Raw genomic sequence first — 19,695 nt, forward strand, 5'->3', positions numbered from 1 at the left:
AATGGATATCAATAAACGTACTATCCTGTGGATCGTGTTTGCGGTGTCGCTGTTTGTTCTGTGGAACAACTGGCAAGTCTCGAACGGCCATCCATCGATGTTTGCACCGCCGCCGCCAGCCGCCAAGGCGCCTGAGGCGAAGAAAACCGACGTCCCGGCCCCTGCTGCCGTGGCCGCCGGCGTGCCGGGAGCCGCTGCATCTGCCGCCGCTGCTGCTGATGCTGATGCGGCGCCGTTCAAGGCCGAGCGCATCACCATCACCACCGACGTGGTGCGTGCCGATATCGACACCCAGGGCGGCGTGATCCGTCGCCTGGAACTGCTGAAGTACAAGGAAAACGGCCATCCGGGCTGGTTCGGTGGCTGCTTCGGCCTGTTCGACTGGTGCAAGCCGGGCGACAACACGAAGAACATCGTGCTGTTCGACCTCGACGCCAGCACCGGCAAGACCTACCTGGGCCGCACCGGCCTGATCGGCGCGCCGGACCTGCCTAACCACACCAGCGGCTTCGTCGCCAAGCCTGGCCCGCGCATGCTGAACGATGGCAACCAGGTGCAACTGGTGCTGGAATCGGAATCGGGCGGCGTCAAGCTGACCAAGACCTTCACCTTCAAGCGCGGCGACTATGTGGTCGATGTGCGTCATGACGTGACCAACACCGGCAGCGCGCCGGTATCGCCGCAGCTGTACCTGCAACTGGCGCACGACGGCAACAAGCCGGCCGGCGACTCCTTCTTCAACAGCAGCTACACCGGTCCGACCATGTACACCGAGGAGAAGCGCTACGAGAAGCTGCAATTCGACAAGCTGGAAAAAGCCGCGCAGGAAGCCGACAAGACCGGCAAGCCGGCCGTGCAGGACCACGTCACCAAGGCCGACAACGGCTGGATCGCGATTTCGCAGCACTTCTTCGTCTCGGCCTTCATTCCTCAGCCTAAGCTGATGCATGACATCACCACCGAGAAGATCAGCAACAACGTCTACGGCATCAGCGTCAAGCAGCCGCTGGGCACGATTGCGCCGGGCGCCACCGTGTCGAACGACGCCAAGCTGTTCTCCGGTCCGCAGGAAGCGCAGTTGCTGGAAAAAGTTTCGCCGGGCCTGGAGCTGGTGCGCGACTACGGCTGGCTGGCGATGATCGCCAAGCCGATGTTCTGGGTGATCGAGCACATCCACACCTTCACCGGCAACTGGGGCTGGACCATCATCGCCTTCACCATCCTGATCAAGCTGCTGTTCTTCCCGCTGTCGGCGGCTGGCTACCGCAGCATGGCCAAGGTCAAGCTGGTGACGCCGAAGATGCAAGCCATCCGCGAGCGCTACAAGGGCGACCCGGCCAAGATGAACCAGGCCACGATGGAACTGTACAAGACCGAGAAGATCAACCCGCTGGGCGGCTGCCTGCCGATCCTGGTGCAGATGCCGGTATTCATCGCGCTGTACTACGTGCTGCAGTCGGCGGTGGAAATCCGCGGCGCGCCGTGGCTGGGCTGGATCACCGACCTGGCGCAGCATGACCCGTATGCGATCCTGCCGGTGCTGTACGCGATTTCGATGTTCATCACCACCAAGCTGAATCCGGCCCCGGCCGATCCGATGCAGGCGAAGATGATGCTGTTCATGCCGCTGGCGTTCTCGGTGATGTTCTTCTTCTTCCCGTCCGGCCTGGTGCTGTACTGGGTGGTGAACAACGTGCTGTCGATCGGTCAACAGTATGTGATTACCAAGAAATTCGGCACGCCTGCCGAGCCAGCCAAGGCTTAAGCGCCTCAGGCTGTTGCTAAAAAGCCCCATGTGGCGTTGCGGAGGCCTTGGCCGCCGCAAGCGCACATGGGGCTTTTTTTTATATCCCCTACAATTCGTCTATGAATATCGACTCCTCCCCCATCGCCGCCATTGCCACCGCACCGGGACGCGGCGGCATCGGCGTCGTCCGCGCCTCCGGTAAAAACCTGCAAGCACTGATTGCCGCGCTGTTCGGCGGCGAGACGCTGAAGCCGCGCCACGCCACTTACATCCCGTTCAAGCAGGCGGATGGCAGTATCATCGATCAGGGCATCGCCATCTGGTTCAAGGGACCGAACGCCTACACCGGCGAAGACGTGCTGGAACTGCAAGGCCACGGCGGCCCGATCGTGTTGCAGATGCTGTTGCAGCGGGTGCTGGAGGCGGGCGAAGAGATCGGCTTGCGGCTGGCCGAGCCGGGCGAATTCACCCGTCGCGCCTACCTGAACGACAAGCTGGACCTGGCGCAAGCCGAAGCGGTGGCCGACCTGATCGACGCCTCGACCGAAGCGGCGGCCAAGTCGGCGTCGCAATCGCTGTCGGGCGCGTTCTCGAAAACGGTGAACACGCTGGTGGGCAGCGTCACCAACCTGCGCATGCTGGTGGAGGCGACGCTGGACTTCCCGGAAGAAGAAATCGACTTCCTGGAAAAATCCGACGCGCGTGGGCAACTGAAGGGCATCGTTGACGCGCTGGAGCAAGTGTTCAGGCAGGCAGCGCAGGGCGCCTTGCTGCGCGAAGGCCTGAACGTGGTGCTGGTGGGGCAGCCGAACGTCGGCAAATCGTCGCTGCTGAATGCGCTGGCGGGGAATGACGTCGCCATCGTCACGCCGATCGCCGGCACCACGCGCGACAAGGTCACCGAGACCATCCAGATCGAAGGCATCCCGCTGAACATCATCGACACCGCCGGCATCCGCGCGGCGGAAGAAGCGGTGGACGTGGTGGAGCGCATCGGCATCGAGCGCACCTGGGGCGAGGTTGGCAAGGCTGACGTGATCCTGCACCTGCTGGACGCCGACCACGGCCCGTCGCGTGCCGACGAAAGCATCATGGCCGCCTTCCCGCAAGGCGTGCCGGTGCTGCGCATCTGGAACAAGATTGACTTGTCCGGCCACAAGCCGGCGGTGGACGCGATGGACGACGCCACCCACATCTACCTGTCGGCCAACAGCCACTTGGGGATCGACCTGCTGCGCAAGGAACTGCTGCGCATCGCCGGCTGGCAGCAAACCGGCGAATCGCTATACCTGGCGCGCGAGCGCCACCTGATCGCGCTGAAAAACGCCGGCGCCCACCTGGCGCGCGCCGGCGAGCACGCCGCCCAAAGCGACCAGTCGCTCGACCTGTTCGCCGAAGAACTGCGGCTGGCGCAAGTGCAGCTATCGAGCATCACCGGCGCCTTCTCCTCCGACGACCTGCTGGGCGTCATCTTCAGCCGCTTCTGCATCGGCAAATAAAACCTGGGGTCAGTTCTGCCAAATGTACATGAGTCCGTGTACGTTTGGCAGAACTGACCCCGGAGTTTTAGTAGGGGGCGCCGGTGAGGTCGAGCTTGATTTGCCAGACGGCGCCGGCGCCGGTGATGTAGAGCGTCTTGCCGTCGGCGCCACCGAAGGCGGCGTTGGTGACGTTGGCGTCGACGTGGATCGTCGCCAGCTGCTTGCCGGCCGGCGTGAAGACGCGGATGCGCTTGTCCGTGTGCTCGGTGACGTAGATGTTGCCCTGGCAGTCGACCGCCATGCCGTCGGGGATGCCCAGCTTCTCGACCAGGTCCTTGCCTGGCTGCGGCACGCCGTTGACGATGGCATACGCGCGCAGCACGCCGTGCTCGCCCACCATGCCGTTCACGTACAGCACGTCGCCCTTGGGCGACAGCGAGACGCCGTTCGGGTTCTTCAGCGTGTCTTCCACCACCGTGACCTTGCCGTCCGTGCCGACGCGGTACACGCGCGTCTTGTCCTGGCCGCCCGGCGCGGCGGCGCGCTGGAAGTCCGGGTCGCTGAAGTACAGCGTGCCGTCTTCCGCCAGTGCCATGTCGTTCGGCGAGTTGAAGACGTTGCCGTCAAACTTGCCGACCACGTCGCTGCGCTTGCCGTCCAGCGTGTACAGCGATACCGATTTGTATTTGTGCGTCGCCGCCAGGAGGTTGCCGTGGCCGTCGGTCGCCAGGCCGTTGCTGCCGCTGTCGTTGATGGCGACACTGACCTTGCCGCTGGCATCCAGCTTGAGGATGCGCGACGGGAAGCCGGGCCCAAACGTGAAGTCGGAGAAGTACAGCGCGTCCTTGATCCATACCGGCCCTTCGTACAGGCCCGGCTCGGCGCGCGTGCTGTTGGCGGCGGCGATGCGGGTGGCGGTCAGCTCGCCGGCCGGCGCCTGGCCCGTGCATGCCGCAGTCGCGGCGAAGACCTGCGGGGCGGCCAGCATGGCTGCCAGGCTGAGGACGATGTGGCGTAGTTTCATTGGGCGGAACCTGTCGGTGCGGTAAAGATCATGTGGAATTTGCGCGGCGTCTCCGGCTTGAAGGGCGGGGACACACGCAGCGCTTGCATTACGGCTTCATCATAGTGCGGCTGCCGCAGCTATGGTACAGCATCAGCTGGTATCGCTTCGCGCAGCATGCTCAGGCGGCGTCGGCTTGTGGGCGGTGCACGATCACGCAGTCGCGGCCGGCTTTCTTGGCTGCGTACAGGCAGCCGTCGGCGGCAGCCAGCATGGCGGCGGCGTCGGCCAGGTGGTCCTTGTCGAAGGTGGCCACGCCGATGCTCATGGTGACGTGCGGCCGCATCGCCGCCGGCGCATGCATGATGGCCAGCGAGGCGATCCTGGCGCGGATGGTTTCCGCCACCAGCGCTGCCTGCTCGGAACTGGTGTCCGGCAATACGGCGCCGAACTCCTCGCCGCCGTAGCGCGCCGCCAGATCGGCCGGGCGTTGCAGGGCGGCAGCGAAGGCTTCCGCCACCAGCGTCAGGCAGGCGTCGCCTTGCTGGTGGCCGAAGTGGTCGTTATAGGCTTTGAATGAGTCGATGTCCATCAGCAGCAGCGACATCTGGCCGTCGTGGCGCGCGGCGCGGCGCAGTTCGCGGTCCAGCGCGACGTCGAAGTGGCGGCGGTTGGCGATGCCGGTCAGGCCGTCGACATAGGATTGCGCCCGCAGCTGCTCGGCCTGGCTGCGCAGCTGGCGCTCGCGGCCGACGATGCTGCTGATGTCGCTGACTTCGATCAGACAGTAGCGTTCCTTGCCTTCGCTGAACGGCGTGACCGAGACTTGCTGCTCGACCCGCTCGCCGCCCCAAGTGCCGGCCGGGTACAGCGGGAAGGGCGATGGATTCAGCGCTGGCGACAGCTGCTGCGGCAGGTTGCTCTGCATCGCGCTCAGCACCGCCTGCTCCAGCCGCTGCCCGCGCAGCTCGCCATATAAATCGAACAAGTCCTGGCCCTGCACGCGGTGCGACGAGCGCCCCGAACGGCTGGCCATCCACTGGTTCCACATGACGATGTGGTGGTGGGCGTCGATGACGATCAGTCCCAGCTGGGCCAGTCCGAGCACGCGCGCGGAGAGGGGGCTGGCCGATGTAGTTGCTTGTTCAGACATGCGTGCTTTCCTGAGAGGAATAGTAAACGTGTCACGATTATAAGGGCAGGCGCGCGGCTTGCATCACTATCGCTTCTCCCTTTTTCATTGAAAAATATTTCGCCCTCTCCAGCCTCAGCGGTGGATGTGGCCGCCACGTTTATCCTGCTATTATTGATTGTCGCAAATGGTTGTGCGGTGTCATGCAATCATTGAGAAATCTCATGTTCGCGGCAATCCGCTGAAGTAACCTTGCAACTTACTGAGCTTGCCTGGAAGGAGAGGGTCGTGGAACCGCTACAAGAGAGTATCTCCGATGACGGCGCCGCCGCCCGGCCGCCCGCCGGGTCGACGCCCACGCCGCCGGTGCGCGCGCGCCATATGCTGCCACCCAAGGGCGCCTGCTGGTATTGTGAAAAGCCGCTCGACAATGTGCGCCGCTTCTGCGACAAGGAGTGTGCCGACGCCTTTGATGAAGAGAAGGAATACACCCGCTAAGCCGCAGGCCGGACGCTAGTCCATCGCGCCCTGCAAGGCCGCCAGCGCCGCTTCAAAATCGAACTGGTGCGCCGCCTCCGTCACTTCCTGAAATACTTCCACTCCCAGGCTTTGCGCCAGCACCGTGGCCGATTGCTCCAGCACATCGATTGCCGCACCGTCACCCTCATCCAGCAGACGCGCCAGATGCAGCAACAACATGCGGGTTTCCGGCACGACGGCCGGTGGCGGACTGCCCTCCAGCCGGTTTTGCGGATCGCCGTCCAGCACCTCGTCGATGACCACGATCAGCTGGCGCAGGGCCGTTTCCAGCTGCGCCAGCGGCGCCGACCAGGCCTGCACCGGGCCGGCGCACAGCAGCTCCAGCTGCGACGCCAGCAGGTACACCTGCTGCGCGCCGATCATGCCGGCCGCGCCCTTGAGCGTGTGGACGATGCGCTGCGCGTGGCCGGGCTCGTTGTTGTCGAATGCCTGGCGCGCCTGGCAGCCGCTGTCCGGGTAACGCTGGCGGAAGCGGCGCAGGATTTGCAGGTAGAGGTCGCGGTCGCCCATCAGCTGTTGCAGGCCGGTTTCCACCTGCAGGATGTGGCCCGCGACGGGCTGGCTGGTTGGCGTCATCGCGTGCAATTATTTGGTGGTGAACGACCAGCTGCGCGTGACCGCCACGCCGGCCACCGTGCCACTGAAGCTGACATCGTAGGTGGTGGCGGCGCTCAGTGGCGACAGCGGGATGATGGCGGCGGCGCTCGGTATATCATGGTTGTTGCCGGCCGCATAGCTCAGCAAGCGGGTGCTGAGCGCCGTGCCGCCGCGCGGGACCACGGTAAAGCTTTGCACCACCACCTCGCCCCTGTTACCGCCATATTGGTCCGCGTGCACGCTGATCGGGTAGCCCACCAGATTCTGGTTGGGCACCGGGTCCGGCGCTTCCGTGTCGCTGTAGAAGTTGACCGGCACGCCAGTCTGATTGTTAAGCGGATAGGTGACGATCACGCCCTTGCCCAGGCTGTTGTAGCTGCCTGTGGCGCCGAAGTTGGCGGTGAAATAGGTGTAGCCACCGGTGATGGTGGCCGAGCCGGCGCCGATTTCGCGGAAAGCCGGATCGAAGATCACGTAGCGGTGGTAGATGGCGGTAATCAGCTCTTCCGCCTGGGAGAAGCCGGAAGTGTTGGTGGTGGCGGAGATCACCTCGCCGGCGGCGTAGACGCTGCCCAGCGTATAGTTGGCCGCCGTCAGGCGGTCGAGCAGCTTGGTGCCGGTAAAACCGGTCAAGCCGGCGGTCTGATCATGGGTGATGGTTTTGTTGCTACGCTGATAATTCGAATGCCCCAGCGCCGCGGCATCGATCAGGCTGTTGCGGGTCAACACTGCGACGCCGACCTGGGAGCGGCGGTAGTTGATCCAGTTGAGGCCGTCCGTGGCATTGTCACCGCTCAACGCAGGCGCTCCCGGCTCCTGTGCCGCAGGCGGCGTGGTGGTGGCGTTCTTGCGCCGGACAGCTTCCTCGTCGGTGCCGCCGATGCCGCAGCCGGCCAACAGGCTGGCTGTTAGCAGCCCGGCCCATGTCAGACGCAATTTTCCCATGATGAACTCCTTTGCCATGTGACAATTCTAAGCGGTATTTCGAAAGTGTTGCACGCGTTAGGCGTGTACTAAAAATGGTAAGCTTGCCGTTTCTTTCGGATTGCACCTGTTTTGAAGCCATTACACCGCCAGCGCATGCAGCGCGCCAAGTTTGCTCTGCCCAGCATCGTCACGCTGATGTCGATCGCCTGCGGCTTCGGCAGCATCGTCATTTCGGTCGACAACGCCGTCGACGGTCTTGCCGCTGATTACCGGCTGGCGGCCGTGCTGCTGGTGCTGGCCGGCGTGTTCGACGCGCTGGACGGCTTTGTCGCGCGCGCCACCAACACGCAGTCCGAATTCGGCATGCAGCTGGACTCAATCGCCGACGTGATGAACTTCGGCTGTGCCCCCGGCTTGCTGCTGTATTGCTGGGGCTTCCAGAAGCTGGGCCTGGATTACCCGACGCTGCTGCGCCTCGGCGGCATGGCCAGCTTTTTCTTTGTTGCCTGCGGCGCGCTGCGGCTGGCGCGTTTCAACGTCAACGTCGGCCGCACCGATCCGCGTTATTTCGTCGGCATGCCGATCACCGCCGGCGCCGCCTGCGTGGCATCGGTGGTGGTGGCCTGGCCGGAGCCGGCCGCCTCGGTGCTGAACGGCAGCCTGATCGTGCTGCTGCTGTTCGTGGTCGGCACGCTGATGGTGTCCACCGTGCGCTTCCCCAGCTCGAAACAGAAGAAGAGCTGGGCTGCGCTGGTGCTGCTGCTGGTAAATCTTGGCCTGCTTGCGTGGCTGCAGATGGCGTACTTCGTGCTGTTCTTCCTGGTCTACATCATCGGCACGCTCGCGCTGAATGCTGCGTGGAAGACCGGCTGGCAAGGCATCGCCCCGCCGGTCATCTACGGCGACGACGATTAAGCCACGCAATCAAGCAACTTCGTGGCCACGGGCCGCACGCAGGATCTCGAACCACTGGCTGCGGCTCAGGCTGAACTGGGTCGCTTCCACCGCTTCCTTCACCGCTGCAATGCGGCCCGAGCCGGTCAACGGCAGCGGGCGGCTAGGCAGCTGCATAATCCACGCAAACACCACGCTGCCGAACGGGCGCTGTAGTTCGTCGGCTACCTTCTGGATCACCGCGCGCACGCGCACGCCAGCGGCGTCATCGCTGCTGAACAGGCGGCCGCCGGCCAGCGGCGACCAGATCATCGGCGCCACGCCCAGGTCTTGCAGGCCGTCGAAGGTTTCATCGAACATCGGCGTCACGTTCAGTGGCGAGAATTCCACCTGGTTGGTGGCCAGCTTGATGCGGCGGTTCAGGCTCTCGAGCTGGTGGCGGCTGAAGTTGGAGACGCCGAAGTGCTTGACCTTGCCATCCTGGCGCAGGCGCTCGAAGGCACCGGCGATTTCATCGAAATTCATCAGCGGATCCGGGCGGTGGATCAGCAGCAGGTCCAGGTGACCGGTGCCCAGCTGGCGCAGCGAATTCTCGGCCGAGGCGATGATGTGGCTGGCGCTGGTGTCATAGTGCTGGATGGTGTGCTCCGGGCGCGCCGCCGACAGCAGCTTGATGCCGCATTTGCTGACGATCTGCATCTTGTCGCGCAGCGAAGGCTGTAGCTTCAGCGCTTCGCCGAAGGTGGCCTCGACGCCGTAGCCGCCGTAGATGTCCGCATGGTCGAAGCTGGTGACGCCCATGGCCAGCGCCTGCTCGATCCAGTCGACGCGCTGCTGCGGCGTCAGGTTCCATTCGTTCATGCGCCACATGCCGGCGACGACGCGCGACAGCGTCAGGCCGCCAGGATAGGTGACAAGGGAAGGGCAGGACAGGTCGGTCATGAGCATACTTTCCAAGCGTAAATGTGAGGCAGGAATTATAGTATGATCATTACGTCTATTAGACCGAACGGAGAAATCAACGTGGGTTTTTTATCGTTTCTGAAGTCTAAGCCGGAATCCGCCGCTGCTGCGGAGGTTGAGGCTGCCGCGTCGGCCGAAACTGTCGCATTGGCCGAGGACGCCGCAGTCCTCATCACCCGTACCGAAATCATCGACAAACGCCAGCGCCTGGCCGGCTACCGCTTCGGCGCCTCGGCTGCCGAGCCGGTGCTGGTCGATGCGCTGGTGGTGGCGCAGGTGCCGGAGTTTGCACAGCAGCGCATGGCCCTGGTGCCGCTCAGTGCCGAGGCGGTGGCTGCCGGCCTGCACCTGCCGCTGGCGGCGCCGCATACCGTATTCCTGCTGGAGCACACGGCTGCCGACGCGGCTGCCATCTTGCGCGCGGCCGGCAGCCAGGTCGCGCTGCATGGCGTGTCGCTGAAGGACGAGGACGCCGCGTTGCTGTCCTCGGCCAATCTGGCGCTGCTGTCGCTGAACGAGCTGCCGCTGACCGAATTCCAGGCACTGTGCAAGCAGCTGCATCTGAATTATCCGCATCTGAAGCTGCTGGTCGACGGTGTCGCGACCTGGGACGAGCAGCGCATGCTGCTGTCGTGGGGCGCCAGCTATTTCATGGGGCCGTTCCTGACCACCACCGACAAGGTCGACCCGGACGCCAAGATCGACCAGAGCCGCATGACCTCGATCGAGCTGCTGAACCTGCTGCGCACCGATGCCGAGCTGCCGGCGATGATCGAGGTAGCCAAGCGTGATCCGGGCATGACCTATCAGGTGCTGCAATGGGCGAACGCGCCGGCCAACGGCCAGACCACCAAGGTGACCAGCCTGCAACAGGCCTTCATGGTGCTGGGACGGAATCAGCTGTATCGCGGGCTGACGGTGTCGATGTTCCGCCTGGGCGGCGGCGCCAACAAGGAGCGTGATGAATCATTGCTGGAAGTGGCGCTGACGCGCGCGCGTTTCCTGGAGACGTGCAGCAAGCTGCCGCAGGCCAGGCGCGATGAGCTGTTCCTGGTCGGTTTGCTGTCGCTGTTTGATGTGTTGCTGGGCGTGCAGATGGAGCAGCTGGTCGGCAAGATGCATCTGTCGGACGATATTCGCGATGTGCTGCTGGGGAAGGAGGGCGTCTACAGCCCGTATCTGACAATGGTGTTGCTGCTGCAGCGTGACAAGGTCGGGCCGGCGCTGGAGATTGCGGCGCAGCTGGAGATTGATATCGACAGCCTGCCGCAGGTGGGGCAGGCTGCCTTTGAGTGGGCGCAGGCTTCGATGCAGCACACCGGCGCCGACTAGACCCGCACGCGTGATGTGTCGGGGTCAGACCCCGACGCCGGGCGTCAATGCAGCATACCTGTGTCGGGGTCAGACCCCGACGCCGCTGAACTTGCCAGCGGCGCCAACGGGGTTATTTCAGCCAGAGGCGGATCGAGTCCCAGGCGCGGCCGAAGATCGAGGCTTGCTCCACCGTCTCCAGCGCCACCACCGGCAGTTCCAGCATCGGCTTGCCGTCCACCACCATTTTCAGCGTGCCGACGCGGCTGTTTTCAGCCAATGGCGCCACCAGCGGGTCCTTGCGCTCCAGCGCAGGCTTCATCTTGCCAGCCACGCCTTTCGGCACGGTCACCATCACGTCCTGTGCGAAACCGATCTTGACCGCGTTCTTCGTGCCCTTCCAGATTTCCGGCGTGGCGATCGGCTGGCCTTTCGAGTACAGCTTGACGGTGTCGAAGTTCTGGAAGCCCCAGTTCAGCAGCTTCTGGCTTTCCTGCGTGCGCACCTGGTCCGACGACGTGCCCAGCACCACCGAGATCAGGCGACGCTCGCCGGCGCCGTTCGGGCGCTTGGCCGAGGCGATCATGCAGTAGCCGGCCGCTTCGGTGTGGCCGGTCTTCATGCCGTCAACGGTCGGGTCCAGCCACAGCAGGCGGTTGCGGTTCTGCTGGGTGATCTTGTTGTAGGTGAAGCTTTTCACCGAGTCGATCTTGTAGAACTCAGGGAAGTCCTTGATGACGTGCTGCGCCAGGCTCGACAGATCTTGCGCGGTCGAATAGTTTTCCGGCGACGGCAGACCGTGCGGATTGGCGAAGTGGGTCGAGGTCAGGCCCAGCCGCTGCGCTTCCTTGTTCATCAGCACCACAAAGGCGGACTCGTCGCCGGCCACTGCTTCGGCCAGCGCCACGGCGGCGTCGTTACCCGACTGCACCATCAGGCCGTACAGCAGGTCGTTGATGCTGACCGGCGTGGCCGGGTCGATGAACATCTTGGAGCTGGAGGCATCCACTTTCCATGCCTTGGTCGACACGTTGACCATCTGGTTCAGCGTGATCTTCTTGTCGCGCAGCGCGCCGAAGGTGACGTAGGCGGTCATGATCTTGGTCAGCGAGGCCGGCTCGATGCGGGCGTTCGGGTCCTGCGAAGCGATGATCTGGCCGCTGGTGGCATCCAGCAGCAGCCAGGACTTGGCAGCGATGTTCGGCGCAGGCAGCGTTTGCGCTACGGCCGAGGTCATCAACATCACACTGGTGGCCAAGGCCGCGATAATTTTCTTCATTGGGATCTGGTGTAAAAGTTAAAAGCCGGATGATTATAGTTGCTTAATCAGCAGTTGCGGTGTCCGCTTCAGCCTCGGTTAAGTCTGCGCCGCCCCACAATTGCATCACCCAGCTCTTGATATGGCCGAGCTTGCGGTGGAAGAAGTGGTCGGCGCCGGGGATGACGATGACCGGAATCTCCTGCGGGCGCAGCCAGTCCAGCACGTCGGCCAGCGGGATGGTGTCGTCCTGTTCGCCGTGGATCAGGATGGTGTCGGCCGGGATGTCGGCCATCTGCCATTTCTTGGCGGCGGCGCCGACCAGCACCAGGCGCTCGGCCGGATTGCCGGCCGCAACCAGGCGCTGCGCCAGCTGTGACTGCACATAGGTGCCGAAGGAGAAGCCGGACAGCGCCACCGGCAGGCCGGGGAATTTTTCCGTCATCCACTGGTGCAGGATGGCCATGTCGTCGGTTTCGCCCTGGCCGTGGTCGTGCACGCCTTCGGACTTGCCGACGCCGCGGAAGTTGATGCGCGCCACCACGTAGCCGAGGCTGACGAAGGTGCGCATCAGCGTCACCGCCACCTTGTTGTCCATGGTGCCGCCGTACAGCGGATGCGGGTGCGCCACCAGCGCAACGCCGCGCGGGGCCGCGTCATCGTGCGGGTAATCGATGACGCCTTCCATTTGACCGGCGCCGCCGGCCAGGGTGAATTTTTCGCTCTTGTTCATATGCTCAGATTTTCAGACGTTCCACAATTTCGCCCTTGGCCAGGTGGCGGTCGATGATTTCATCGATGTCGGCGGTGTCGACGTAGGTGTACCAGGTGCCTTCCGGGTAGATCACCAGCAGCGGGCCTTCCTCGCAGCGGTTCAGGCAACCGGCCTGGTTGATGCGGACCTCGCCCTTGCCGTACATATCGAGTTCCTTGCAGCGCTTCTTGGCGTGCTTTTGCGCCACTTCGGCGCCGTGGTCGCCGCAGCTGTTGCGGCCGTCGTCACGCTTGTTCATGCAAAAGAAGACGTGGTGTTTGTAGTAGGGTTGATCGCTCATGGCTGCACCTCCGGGGATTCGTAGCCGCTATGATACCTTGGCGGCGTTCAGCTTGTGGGATGGCAGCCACAGGAACCAGACCGCAAAGAACGGCCACAGCAGCGACAGGAACTGTGCTGCGCCGTTGAAATTCAGGAATTTGCCCTGCACCCATGTTTGCAAAGTGGCCACAAAGTAAGGGTTGGCCGGCGTGGTGTTGATGATCGCCAGGCCCAGCAGCAGGGTGGTGATGGCCAGCCGCCGCTGCGCCACGTGCGGTGCGTACGCCAGGCCGGCCAGCATGATGGCGCCGATCAGGAAGCCGCCCTCGGCGCCTGGCGTGACCCAGACGAAGGCGTTTTCCGGCGAAAACAGCAGCGCGGTGGCCAGGCCTTTGACCAGAATGGCGGCGGCGATCATGGCGGCCACTAGCAGGCCGCGCGGCGCCGGCTTGCGCAGCAGGCACAGCAGCGTCAGGCCGGCGCCCACCATGCCGCAGGCGGTGATGATGGTTTCGGACAGCCAGTATTGTTCGACGGTCAGCTCGACGTTGGGACGGATCAGGTCGCCGAGGTCGATTTCCATGTCCAGCAGTTGCGACAGCCAGTCGGACAGGATGGGCAGCAGCTGGCCCAGGCCGTACAGGAAATTTTGCGGGTAGATCTGCGCCAGCGGCCACAATGCCAGCAGCACCAGGCCCTGGCTGGCGTGCGGCGCGAACCAGGCCTGGCGCAGGCGTTGCAGTTCGCTCTGGTCGAGCAGGCGGCGCACGGTCAGTACGCCGATCAGGCCGCCGATCGCGCAGCCGGCGGCGTTGGTGTAGAAGTCCAGATTGGAGGAGACGCGGGTGGGCAGGAAGGTCTGCACCGCTTCCATGGTGCCGGACACCAGCGCGCCGCAGGCGGTGGCGATCAGCAGTGCCCAGATGTTCTTGATGCGCGGGTACAGCGCGTAGGCGATCAGCGTACCCAGCGGGATGTAGCCGATGACGTTGGTGATGGCGTCGAACAGCGTCCAGTAGCGCGGCATCTTCGTGGTTTCCAGGAAGATGAATGGCGACAGCCCCTGGTTGTGCCAGCCGGAGAAGGGGAACCAGCTGGCGTAGACGATCAGGAGCAGATAGGCCAGCAAGGCCGCGCGTGTGATGGGCGAGGTACGGCTGACGGGCGCCAATGGCGGCTTGGCAGGACTCTTCGGCGCGGCATCCGCAGGTCCGGCCGGCGCAGCCGCGTCCGCTGGCGTCGATGTAGCCGGTGCGCCCGCCGGAGCCGATGCCGTGGCCATGGCCGGCGCGGCCGAAGGAGGCGAAGGAGCCGACGCAGCCGATGAAGCCGGAGTGGTCGCCGCGAGCGGGGGCGTGGCGCTGGCTGCGTCCTCCGCAGGGTTGGGCGCCGGCGGTGGGGCCGGCGTGTTTTCCGTCATGTCGACGGCGGCAGCGCCGCCAGCCAGGCCAGCAACTCGGCCGCCACCGCATCGCTGGCGTCGGCCATGGCGCGCGCGCCGCCGGCGGCATCCGCGCTGGGCGCCGGCTTGCTGCTGCTGAAGGTCTTCTGATCCACCAGCTTGTGATTGCGGAACACCGACGCCCGCACCCGCAGCACGCCCTGGCTGCTGGTGGCGCTATCGAAGTTCTGCGCGAAATCCTCCACCTCCATGCGCAGCACGGTGGCGCTGGCCGCCGCATCGGTGGTCGACAGCACTTTTACACCGCCGTGCGACAGATTGGTCTTGAAACGCTGCGTCAGCAATTGCAGCGGCGTCGCCGTCCACTGGTTGTAGGCGTAAGGCCGCGACTGGCGCGCATCGGCGTACAGCAGGCGATACTGCATGCGCTCCGAATCCAGCGCCGCCGGCCCGGTCACGTCGGCCACAATAATCGCACCGACATTGCTGGCGCTGGTGGCCGGTGCGGACAGCGGCCCGAAGTCATACTGCGCGGTCGGCTGGCCCTTGCTGGCGCAGCCGCCCAGTGCCAGCGCTGCGGCGGCAATCATGATCCCGTTACGGATGGTGTTGGTCATCATCTCGCTATCCTTATTTCGTAGGCGCTGCAAAGCCTTCTTCACCCGGTCCAGGCGGTGTGCCTGGCGCGCCGAAGATCAGGCTTTGTGGACGGTCGTTAATCTTGTTCATGGTACGGCGCAAGGCGCGCATCGACGCACGCGTATCGTCCGACAGCGAATTCACCTGCGGCAGCGTATCCAGTTCCAGCCCACCGGCCACCGCGTCGACCGAACCGCCGATGCGCTCCACCTGCGTGGTGATGCGGTCGATCGGCCCGCCCGGTGCTTGCAGGCCGGTGGTCAGCTTGTTGACGTCGGTGGCCAGCGCGTTGACCGAGTTCAGCGTCTTCTGCGCCTCGTTGGCCAGCGCCGGCAGCTTGTCGATGGTCGGTTGCAGCTTTTCCGGAATGTCGCGGTACTTCTGCGCGGTTTCGCTGACGTCGGAAAACGCGCCGAGGATGGTCTTGCGGTTCTCGTCGCTCAACAGATCGTTCAGGCGGCGCGTCGCTTCCTCGGTCTGCGACAGGATCTCCTTGCCGCGCTTTTCTAACTGGTCGAAGAAGCCCTGGCGCAGCGGTATGCGCGCCGGACGATCGGCACTCGACGGCAGCAGCGGCGAGCCGACCTTGTCGTCGTCCAGCGCGATGAAGGCGATGCCGGTCACGCCCTGGTAGCCGAGCGAGGCAAAGGTGGTGGTGGTGATCGGCGCATCGGTATTGATGTTCAGCGTCACCAGGATCTGGCCGGCCACTTTCGGGTCGAAGGCGATGCCGCCGACACGGCCGACTTCCAGCCCGCGATAGCGGATCGGCGCCTGCGGATTCAGGCCGGGTATCGACTGCGCGGTGGCGATCACGTACGGCGTGCGCTCCTCGCGGTCACGGTTGAACCACAGGCCGAACAGGATGGCCGCAATCAGCAGCGTGATCGTGAAAAAGCCGGTGGTGAGGGCATGGGAACGGTTTTCCATCATTTCTCCGTTGATGTTTTTTCTTCAAGCGCTTCCAGCGCGCGGCGGCCGCGGTCGCCGAGGAAGAACTCCTTGATGAATGGGTGATCGACTTTCAGCAGGTCTTGCAGTGGGCCGAGCGCGATCACGTGTTTTTCCGCCAGCACGGCGATGCGGGTGGACAGCGCGAACAGTGTGTCCAGGTCGTGGGTAACCATCACCACGGTCAGGCCCAGTTCGCGGTGCAGCGATTTGATCAGGCGTACAAAGGCTTCCGACAGGTCGGGATCAAGGCCGGCGGTCGGTTCGTCGAGGAACAGCAGCTTCGGCTCCAGCGCCAGTGCGCGCGCCAGCGCCACCCGTTTGACCATGCCGCCGGACAGGTCGGACGGCATCTTGTTGGCATGCTCAGGGCCGAGGCCGACCATATTCATTTTCAGCAGCACAGCGTCGTGCACCAGGTCTTCCGGCAGCACGTGCAGTTCGCGCATCGGCTGGGCGATGTTCTCGAACACGGTCAGCGCCGAATACAGCGCGCCCTGCTGGAACAGCATGCCCCAGTGGTTGCGCAGCTGCTGCAGCTGGTCGGAATCGATTTCGCTGATGTCCTCGCCGAACACGCGCACGCAGCCGCGCGCCGGCCGCTCCAGCCCCAGCATCTGCCGCACCAGCGTGGTCTTGCCGGTGCCGGAACCGCCGACGATGGACAGGATCTCGCCCTGCTCGATTTCCAGGTTCAGGTCCTGGTGCACGACGGTGCGGCCGTACTTGGTCCACAGGCCGGTGATCTCGACCACCGGCACGCTGCCGTCCAGCGTCAGTTCGCCGGTGCCTGGTCCGCAGGTGCTGATTTGTTCGCTCATGTCAGAACCCCACGCCGCTGAAGACGATCGCAAACACTGCGTCGGCCAGGATCACTGCGGTAATCGCCGTCACCACCGAGGTGGTGGTGCCGCGTCCCAGACTTTCGGTATTCGGCTTGATGCGCAGGCCGAAGTGGCAGGACACCAGCGCGATCAGCATGCCGAACACCACGCCCTTGCCGATGCCGATCATGTAGTTCGCCAGCGGCACGGCTTCCGGTAGTTTCATCAGGAAGTACTGCGGCGACAGGTTCAGCTCCACCTGCGCCGACAGCATGCCGCCCAGCAGTGCGATGGTGTCGGTCCAGATCACCAGCAGCGGCATGGCGATGGCCAGGGCCAGCACCTTCGGCATGATCAGGCGGAAGCCGTGCGAGATGCCCATCACCAGCATGGCATCCAGCTCCTCGGTCACGCGCATCACGCCCAGCTGCGCGGTGATCGATGAACCGGAGCGGCCGGCCACCAGGATCGCCGCCAGCAGCGGTCCCAGTTCGCGGATGATGCTCATGCCGAGCAGGTTGACCAGGAAGATGTCGCCGCCGAAGTTGCGCAGCTGCTGCGCCGATAAAAACGAGAACACCACGCCGATCAGGAAGCCGACCAGCGCGGTGATGCCCAGCGCCTGGAAGCCGGCGTGGTAGATGTTGGCGGAGATTTCCTTCCATGGTCCGCGCATCGGATGGCGGATGAAGCGGCCGATGTCCAGCACCAGCTGGCCGATCAGGCGCAGCAGACCGGTCAGGTGCTCGAAGAACAGCAGCACGGCAAAGCCCAGCTTCATCACCAGCGTCAGGCGGTGCTGGCGCGCGCGCGGCAGTTCCAGCGTGCCGGTGGTTTCCAGGCGGTTGAAGAATTCCTCCAGCTCCGCCGGCAGTTGAAGATTGGCCGGGCGGCGCTTGCCCCAGGCGTTCCAGAACAGCTGGGCGCCGATGTGGTCCATGCTGTCCACCGCCGTCAGGTCCCATTTGATATTGCTGTCCGCGAGCGTTTTGATGAAGGTGGTGATGGTGGCCATGGCCTTGCCTTGGGCCAGTGCGTGAACCTGCCATGTGCCGGTCGCGGCGACGGCGCCGGCATTCAGGGTCAGGGTAGGCTCTTGGGCGGTAGGCATAACCTCCAGTTTAAGGGAGATTGGCCCGGGCCGCTACCAGAGCCTACGTCTGGGGTGCGCTGTCTCGCTCTTAAGTTATACCCCGCAAACCAGAACCGAGGTACAAGCCTCAGGCTGCCAGTCTTCGGGCCTGCCGCTTGGGCGCCGGGGTCTCTGCGGCCTTGGGTTTGGCCGGCGCATAGTCGGACGCCAGCAGGGCGTCGGCTTCCGCCTTGTCCATGCCCTGCGTGTGCAGATAGCGTGCAACCATGGCCACCAGCCGCTCCAGCGCAATGCGGTGGGTGGCATCGGTATTCGCATACAGCCAGTCGGCGAAAGCCATGAAGCGCTGGAAGGGCTGCTCGCCCAGCAGCACCGGCAGCGTATGTTCAAAGCGGCCGGAGTTGGCCACCAGGTCCCAGTAGCGGGCGAAACGCACCAGCCGCTGCATGGTTGCAAAGTCGATATCGCGGTTGGCCAGGATGGTGTACGGCGCATACGGGTCGTACACCATGCCGAATTCCTGCGTGTGGCGGATGATCGGCGTGCCGCGCAGACGCTTCAGGATGCCGAACTGGATCTCGTGCGGCTCCAGCGCCCACAGCTTGTTGAAGCCTTCGGCAAAGCTCTCCACCGTCTCGCCGGGCAGGCCGGCGATCAGGTCGACGTGCATGTGGGCGTGCGACTGGGTGGTCAGCCAGCGGATGTTGTCGGCCGCCTTCTGGTTGTCCTGCTTGCGGCTGACCAGCGTTTGCACCGCCGGGTTGAAGCTCTGGATGCCGATCTCGAATTGCAGCGCGCCGGGAGGGAACTTGCTGATGCCCTCTTTCAGTGCGTCCGGCAGGTGGTCCGGCACCAGCTCGAAGTGGGCGTAGACCGGATCTTCCGGATGGGCTTCCAGCTTATCCAGGAAGAACTGCATGATCTTCAGGCTGGTCTTGATGTTCAGGTTGAAGGTGCGGTCGACGAATTTGAACAGGCGGGCGCCGCGCTGGTATAGCGACTCCATCTCGGCCAGGAAGCTGTCCAGTGCGAACGGCCAGGCGGTCTTGTCCAGCGCGGACAGGCAGAACTCGCACTTGAACGGGCAGCCGCGCGACGCTTCCACATATAAGGTGCGGTTCTTGATGTCGTCGTCGCTATATAGCGAGTAGGGCAGCTTGATCTCGGCCATCGGCGGCTGCACGCCGGCGTGCACCTTCATCAGCGGCTTGGGGCCGTTGAGGATTTCGCCGCACAGTTTGGGGAAGGTGACGTCGCCCCAGCCGGTAATCACATAATCGGCCAGCTTGACGATTTCCTGCTCATTAGTCTCGTGCGAGACTTCCGGGCCGCCCACCACCACCACCACCTGCGGCGCCACGCGCTTGAGCATGGCGACGACCTTGGTGGTCTCTTCCACGTTCCATATATAGATGCCGAAACCGACGATCTTCGGCGAGTACGACAGGATGCGTTCAACGATCTCGGTCGCCTTGGCACCGATGACAAATTCCTGCAGGCGCGTTTGTTCCTGCAGCGCGCCCATATTGGCGAGCAGATAGCGCAGCCCCAGCGAGGCATGGGTATAGCGGGCGTTGAGCGTGGTAAGTAAGATAGACATTCGCTTATTTTACCCTTGCCAGACGCTCCGGCCCTTGCTATAGTTCGCTCCCTCGCAAAACGACGCATGCAAATGCGAGTGAAGTGAGAGAAAAGAAGAGCTTGACGGGATGTGCGAAACGCCTCATAATCTTGCCTCTTCGCTGATGAACAAAACGCTTCTCAGCAGTAGTAAAGATCTTTAAAAATTTACAGTCGATAAGTGTGGGCGTTTGATGCTGCAACAAAAAGCATTAAATGCTCAACAAAGAAATATTCAGTAGAAATACTGTCAGTATTTTTGAGAAGAGCGAACCAG

19 protein-coding genes are annotated in these 19,695 nt (G+C 63.7%); 5 read left to right on the plus strand and 14 right to left on the minus strand.

What is annotated here, in order from left to right:
- The first annotated feature begins 1 nt into the window (after nucleotide 1).
- Both yidC and mnmE read left to right on the plus strand, forming a co-directional pair.
- Nucleotides 2-1,765 carry a membrane protein insertase YidC gene (yidC, locus tag BLS51_RS27660; protein WP_090191997.1) on the plus strand — a complete coding sequence of 588 codons (1,764 nt, stop codon included), beginning with the start codon at nucleotides 2-4 and terminating at the stop codon, nucleotides 1,763-1,765.
- Between the two features lie 101 nt (nucleotides 1,766-1,866).
- Nucleotides 1,867-3,246, plus strand: coding sequence for a tRNA uridine-5-carboxymethylaminomethyl(34) synthesis GTPase MnmE (mnmE, locus tag BLS51_RS27665; RefSeq protein WP_090191995.1), 1,380 nt, complete (start codon nucleotides 1,867-1,869; stop codon nucleotides 3,244-3,246).
- Nucleotides 3,247-3,313: 67 nt separating this feature from the next.
- Here mnmE and BLS51_RS27670 read toward each other — a convergent pair whose 3' ends face one another.
- Nucleotides 3,314-4,252, minus strand: coding sequence for an SMP-30/gluconolactonase/LRE family protein (locus BLS51_RS27670; RefSeq protein ID WP_090191992.1), 939 nt, complete (start codon nucleotides 4,250-4,252; stop codon nucleotides 3,314-3,316).
- A gap of 160 nt (nucleotides 4,253-4,412) precedes the next feature.
- Nucleotides 4,413-5,384: a sensor domain-containing diguanylate cyclase gene (locus BLS51_RS27675; protein ID WP_090191991.1), complete on the minus strand. Its 972-nt coding sequence runs from the start codon at nucleotides 5,382-5,384 to the stop codon at nucleotides 4,413-4,415.
- 267 nt (nucleotides 5,385-5,651) lie between these two features.
- Between BLS51_RS27675 and BLS51_RS27680 the strand changes: the two genes are divergently transcribed.
- A complete protein-coding gene (locus tag BLS51_RS27680) occupies nucleotides 5,652-5,861 on the plus strand; it encodes a hypothetical protein (protein ID WP_090191988.1) in 210 nt (69 codons plus the stop codon).
- Nucleotides 5,862-5,876: 15 nt separating this feature from the next.
- Here the strand turns inward: BLS51_RS27680 and BLS51_RS27685 are convergent, their stop codons facing one another.
- A complete protein-coding gene (locus BLS51_RS27685; RefSeq protein ID WP_090191984.1) occupies nucleotides 5,877-6,479 on the minus strand; it encodes an Hpt domain-containing protein in 603 nt (200 codons plus the stop codon).
- A 9-nt stretch (nucleotides 6,480-6,488) separates the two neighbouring features.
- Nucleotides 6,489-7,445 (minus strand): CAP domain-containing protein, encoded by a 957-nt coding sequence (locus tag BLS51_RS27690; RefSeq protein ID WP_090192175.1) that lies wholly within the window; start codon nucleotides 7,443-7,445, stop codon nucleotides 6,489-6,491.
- Nucleotides 7,446-7,580: 135 nt separating this feature from the next.
- Between BLS51_RS27690 and pssA the strand changes: the two genes are divergently transcribed.
- Nucleotides 7,581-8,342 carry a CDP-diacylglycerol--serine O-phosphatidyltransferase gene (pssA, locus tag BLS51_RS27695; RefSeq protein ID WP_090191982.1) on the plus strand — a complete coding sequence of 254 codons (762 nt, stop codon included), beginning with the start codon at nucleotides 7,581-7,583 and terminating at the stop codon, nucleotides 8,340-8,342.
- A 9-nt stretch (nucleotides 8,343-8,351) separates the two neighbouring features.
- Here pssA and BLS51_RS27700 read toward each other — a convergent pair whose 3' ends face one another.
- The gene (locus BLS51_RS27700) at nucleotides 8,352-9,263 is read right to left on the minus strand and encodes an aldo/keto reductase (protein WP_229207772.1); all 912 of its coding nucleotides are present in this window, start codon (nucleotides 9,261-9,263) and stop codon (nucleotides 8,352-8,354) included.
- An 81-nt stretch (nucleotides 9,264-9,344) separates the two neighbouring features.
- On the opposite strand from BLS51_RS27700, the gene BLS51_RS27705 reads away from it, so the two are divergent.
- Entirely contained in the window at nucleotides 9,345-10,616 is a 1,272-nt protein-coding gene (locus BLS51_RS27705; RefSeq protein ID WP_229207771.1) for an EAL and HDOD domain-containing protein, read from the plus strand.
- 112 nt (nucleotides 10,617-10,728) lie between these two features.
- On the opposite strand, the gene BLS51_RS27710 is transcribed toward BLS51_RS27705, so the two are convergent.
- The 9 genes from BLS51_RS27710 to BLS51_RS27750 form a co-directional block, all read right to left on the minus strand.
- The gene (locus tag BLS51_RS27710; RefSeq protein ID WP_090191974.1) at nucleotides 10,729-11,874 is read right to left on the minus strand and encodes a D-alanyl-D-alanine carboxypeptidase family protein; all 1,146 of its coding nucleotides are present in this window, start codon (nucleotides 11,872-11,874) and stop codon (nucleotides 10,729-10,731) included.
- Between the two features lie 43 nt (nucleotides 11,875-11,917).
- On the minus strand, nucleotides 11,918-12,586 hold the full coding sequence (locus tag BLS51_RS27715; protein WP_090191972.1) for an alpha/beta hydrolase: 669 nt from the start codon (nucleotides 12,584-12,586) through the stop codon (nucleotides 11,918-11,920).
- A 4-nt stretch (nucleotides 12,587-12,590) separates the two neighbouring features.
- Nucleotides 12,591-12,908 carry a (2Fe-2S) ferredoxin domain-containing protein gene (locus tag BLS51_RS27720; RefSeq protein ID WP_090191970.1) on the minus strand — a complete coding sequence of 106 codons (318 nt, stop codon included), beginning with the start codon at nucleotides 12,906-12,908 and terminating at the stop codon, nucleotides 12,591-12,593.
- A 27-nt stretch (nucleotides 12,909-12,935) separates the two neighbouring features.
- Nucleotides 12,936-14,309 carry a VanZ family protein gene (locus BLS51_RS27725; protein ID WP_229207770.1) on the minus strand — a complete coding sequence of 458 codons (1,374 nt, stop codon included), beginning with the start codon at nucleotides 14,307-14,309 and terminating at the stop codon, nucleotides 12,936-12,938.
- Nucleotides 14,306-14,911, minus strand: a complete 606-nt coding sequence (locus BLS51_RS27730) for an ABC-type transport auxiliary lipoprotein family protein (RefSeq protein ID WP_373994363.1) — start codon at nucleotides 14,909-14,911, stop codon at nucleotides 14,306-14,308. The genes BLS51_RS27725 and BLS51_RS27730 overlap by 4 nt, the downstream gene beginning before the upstream one ends.
- A 10-nt stretch (nucleotides 14,912-14,921) precedes the next feature.
- Nucleotides 14,922-15,860, minus strand: a complete 939-nt coding sequence (locus BLS51_RS27735; protein WP_090191966.1) for an MlaD family protein — start codon at nucleotides 15,858-15,860, stop codon at nucleotides 14,922-14,924.
- Nucleotides 15,860-16,702 (minus strand): ABC transporter ATP-binding protein, encoded by an 843-nt coding sequence (locus BLS51_RS27740; RefSeq protein ID WP_090191964.1) that lies wholly within the window; start codon nucleotides 16,700-16,702, stop codon nucleotides 15,860-15,862. The genes BLS51_RS27735 and BLS51_RS27740 overlap by 1 nt, the downstream gene beginning before the upstream one ends.
- Before the next feature lies 1 nt (nucleotide 16,703).
- Nucleotides 16,704-17,816 (minus strand): MlaE family ABC transporter permease, encoded by a 1,113-nt coding sequence (locus BLS51_RS27745; RefSeq protein WP_090191962.1) that lies wholly within the window; start codon nucleotides 17,814-17,816, stop codon nucleotides 16,704-16,706.
- Nucleotides 17,817-17,925: 109 nt separating this feature from the next.
- Nucleotides 17,926-19,398 carry a B12-binding domain-containing radical SAM protein gene (locus BLS51_RS27750; protein ID WP_090191961.1) on the minus strand — a complete coding sequence of 491 codons (1,473 nt, stop codon included), beginning with the start codon at nucleotides 19,396-19,398 and terminating at the stop codon, nucleotides 17,926-17,928.
- Between the last annotated feature and the right edge of the window lie 297 nt (nucleotides 19,399-19,695).

Source organism: Duganella sp. OV510, from assembly GCF_900100205.1.
Lineage (GTDB): Bacteria > Pseudomonadota > Gammaproteobacteria > Burkholderiales > Burkholderiaceae_D > Rugamonas.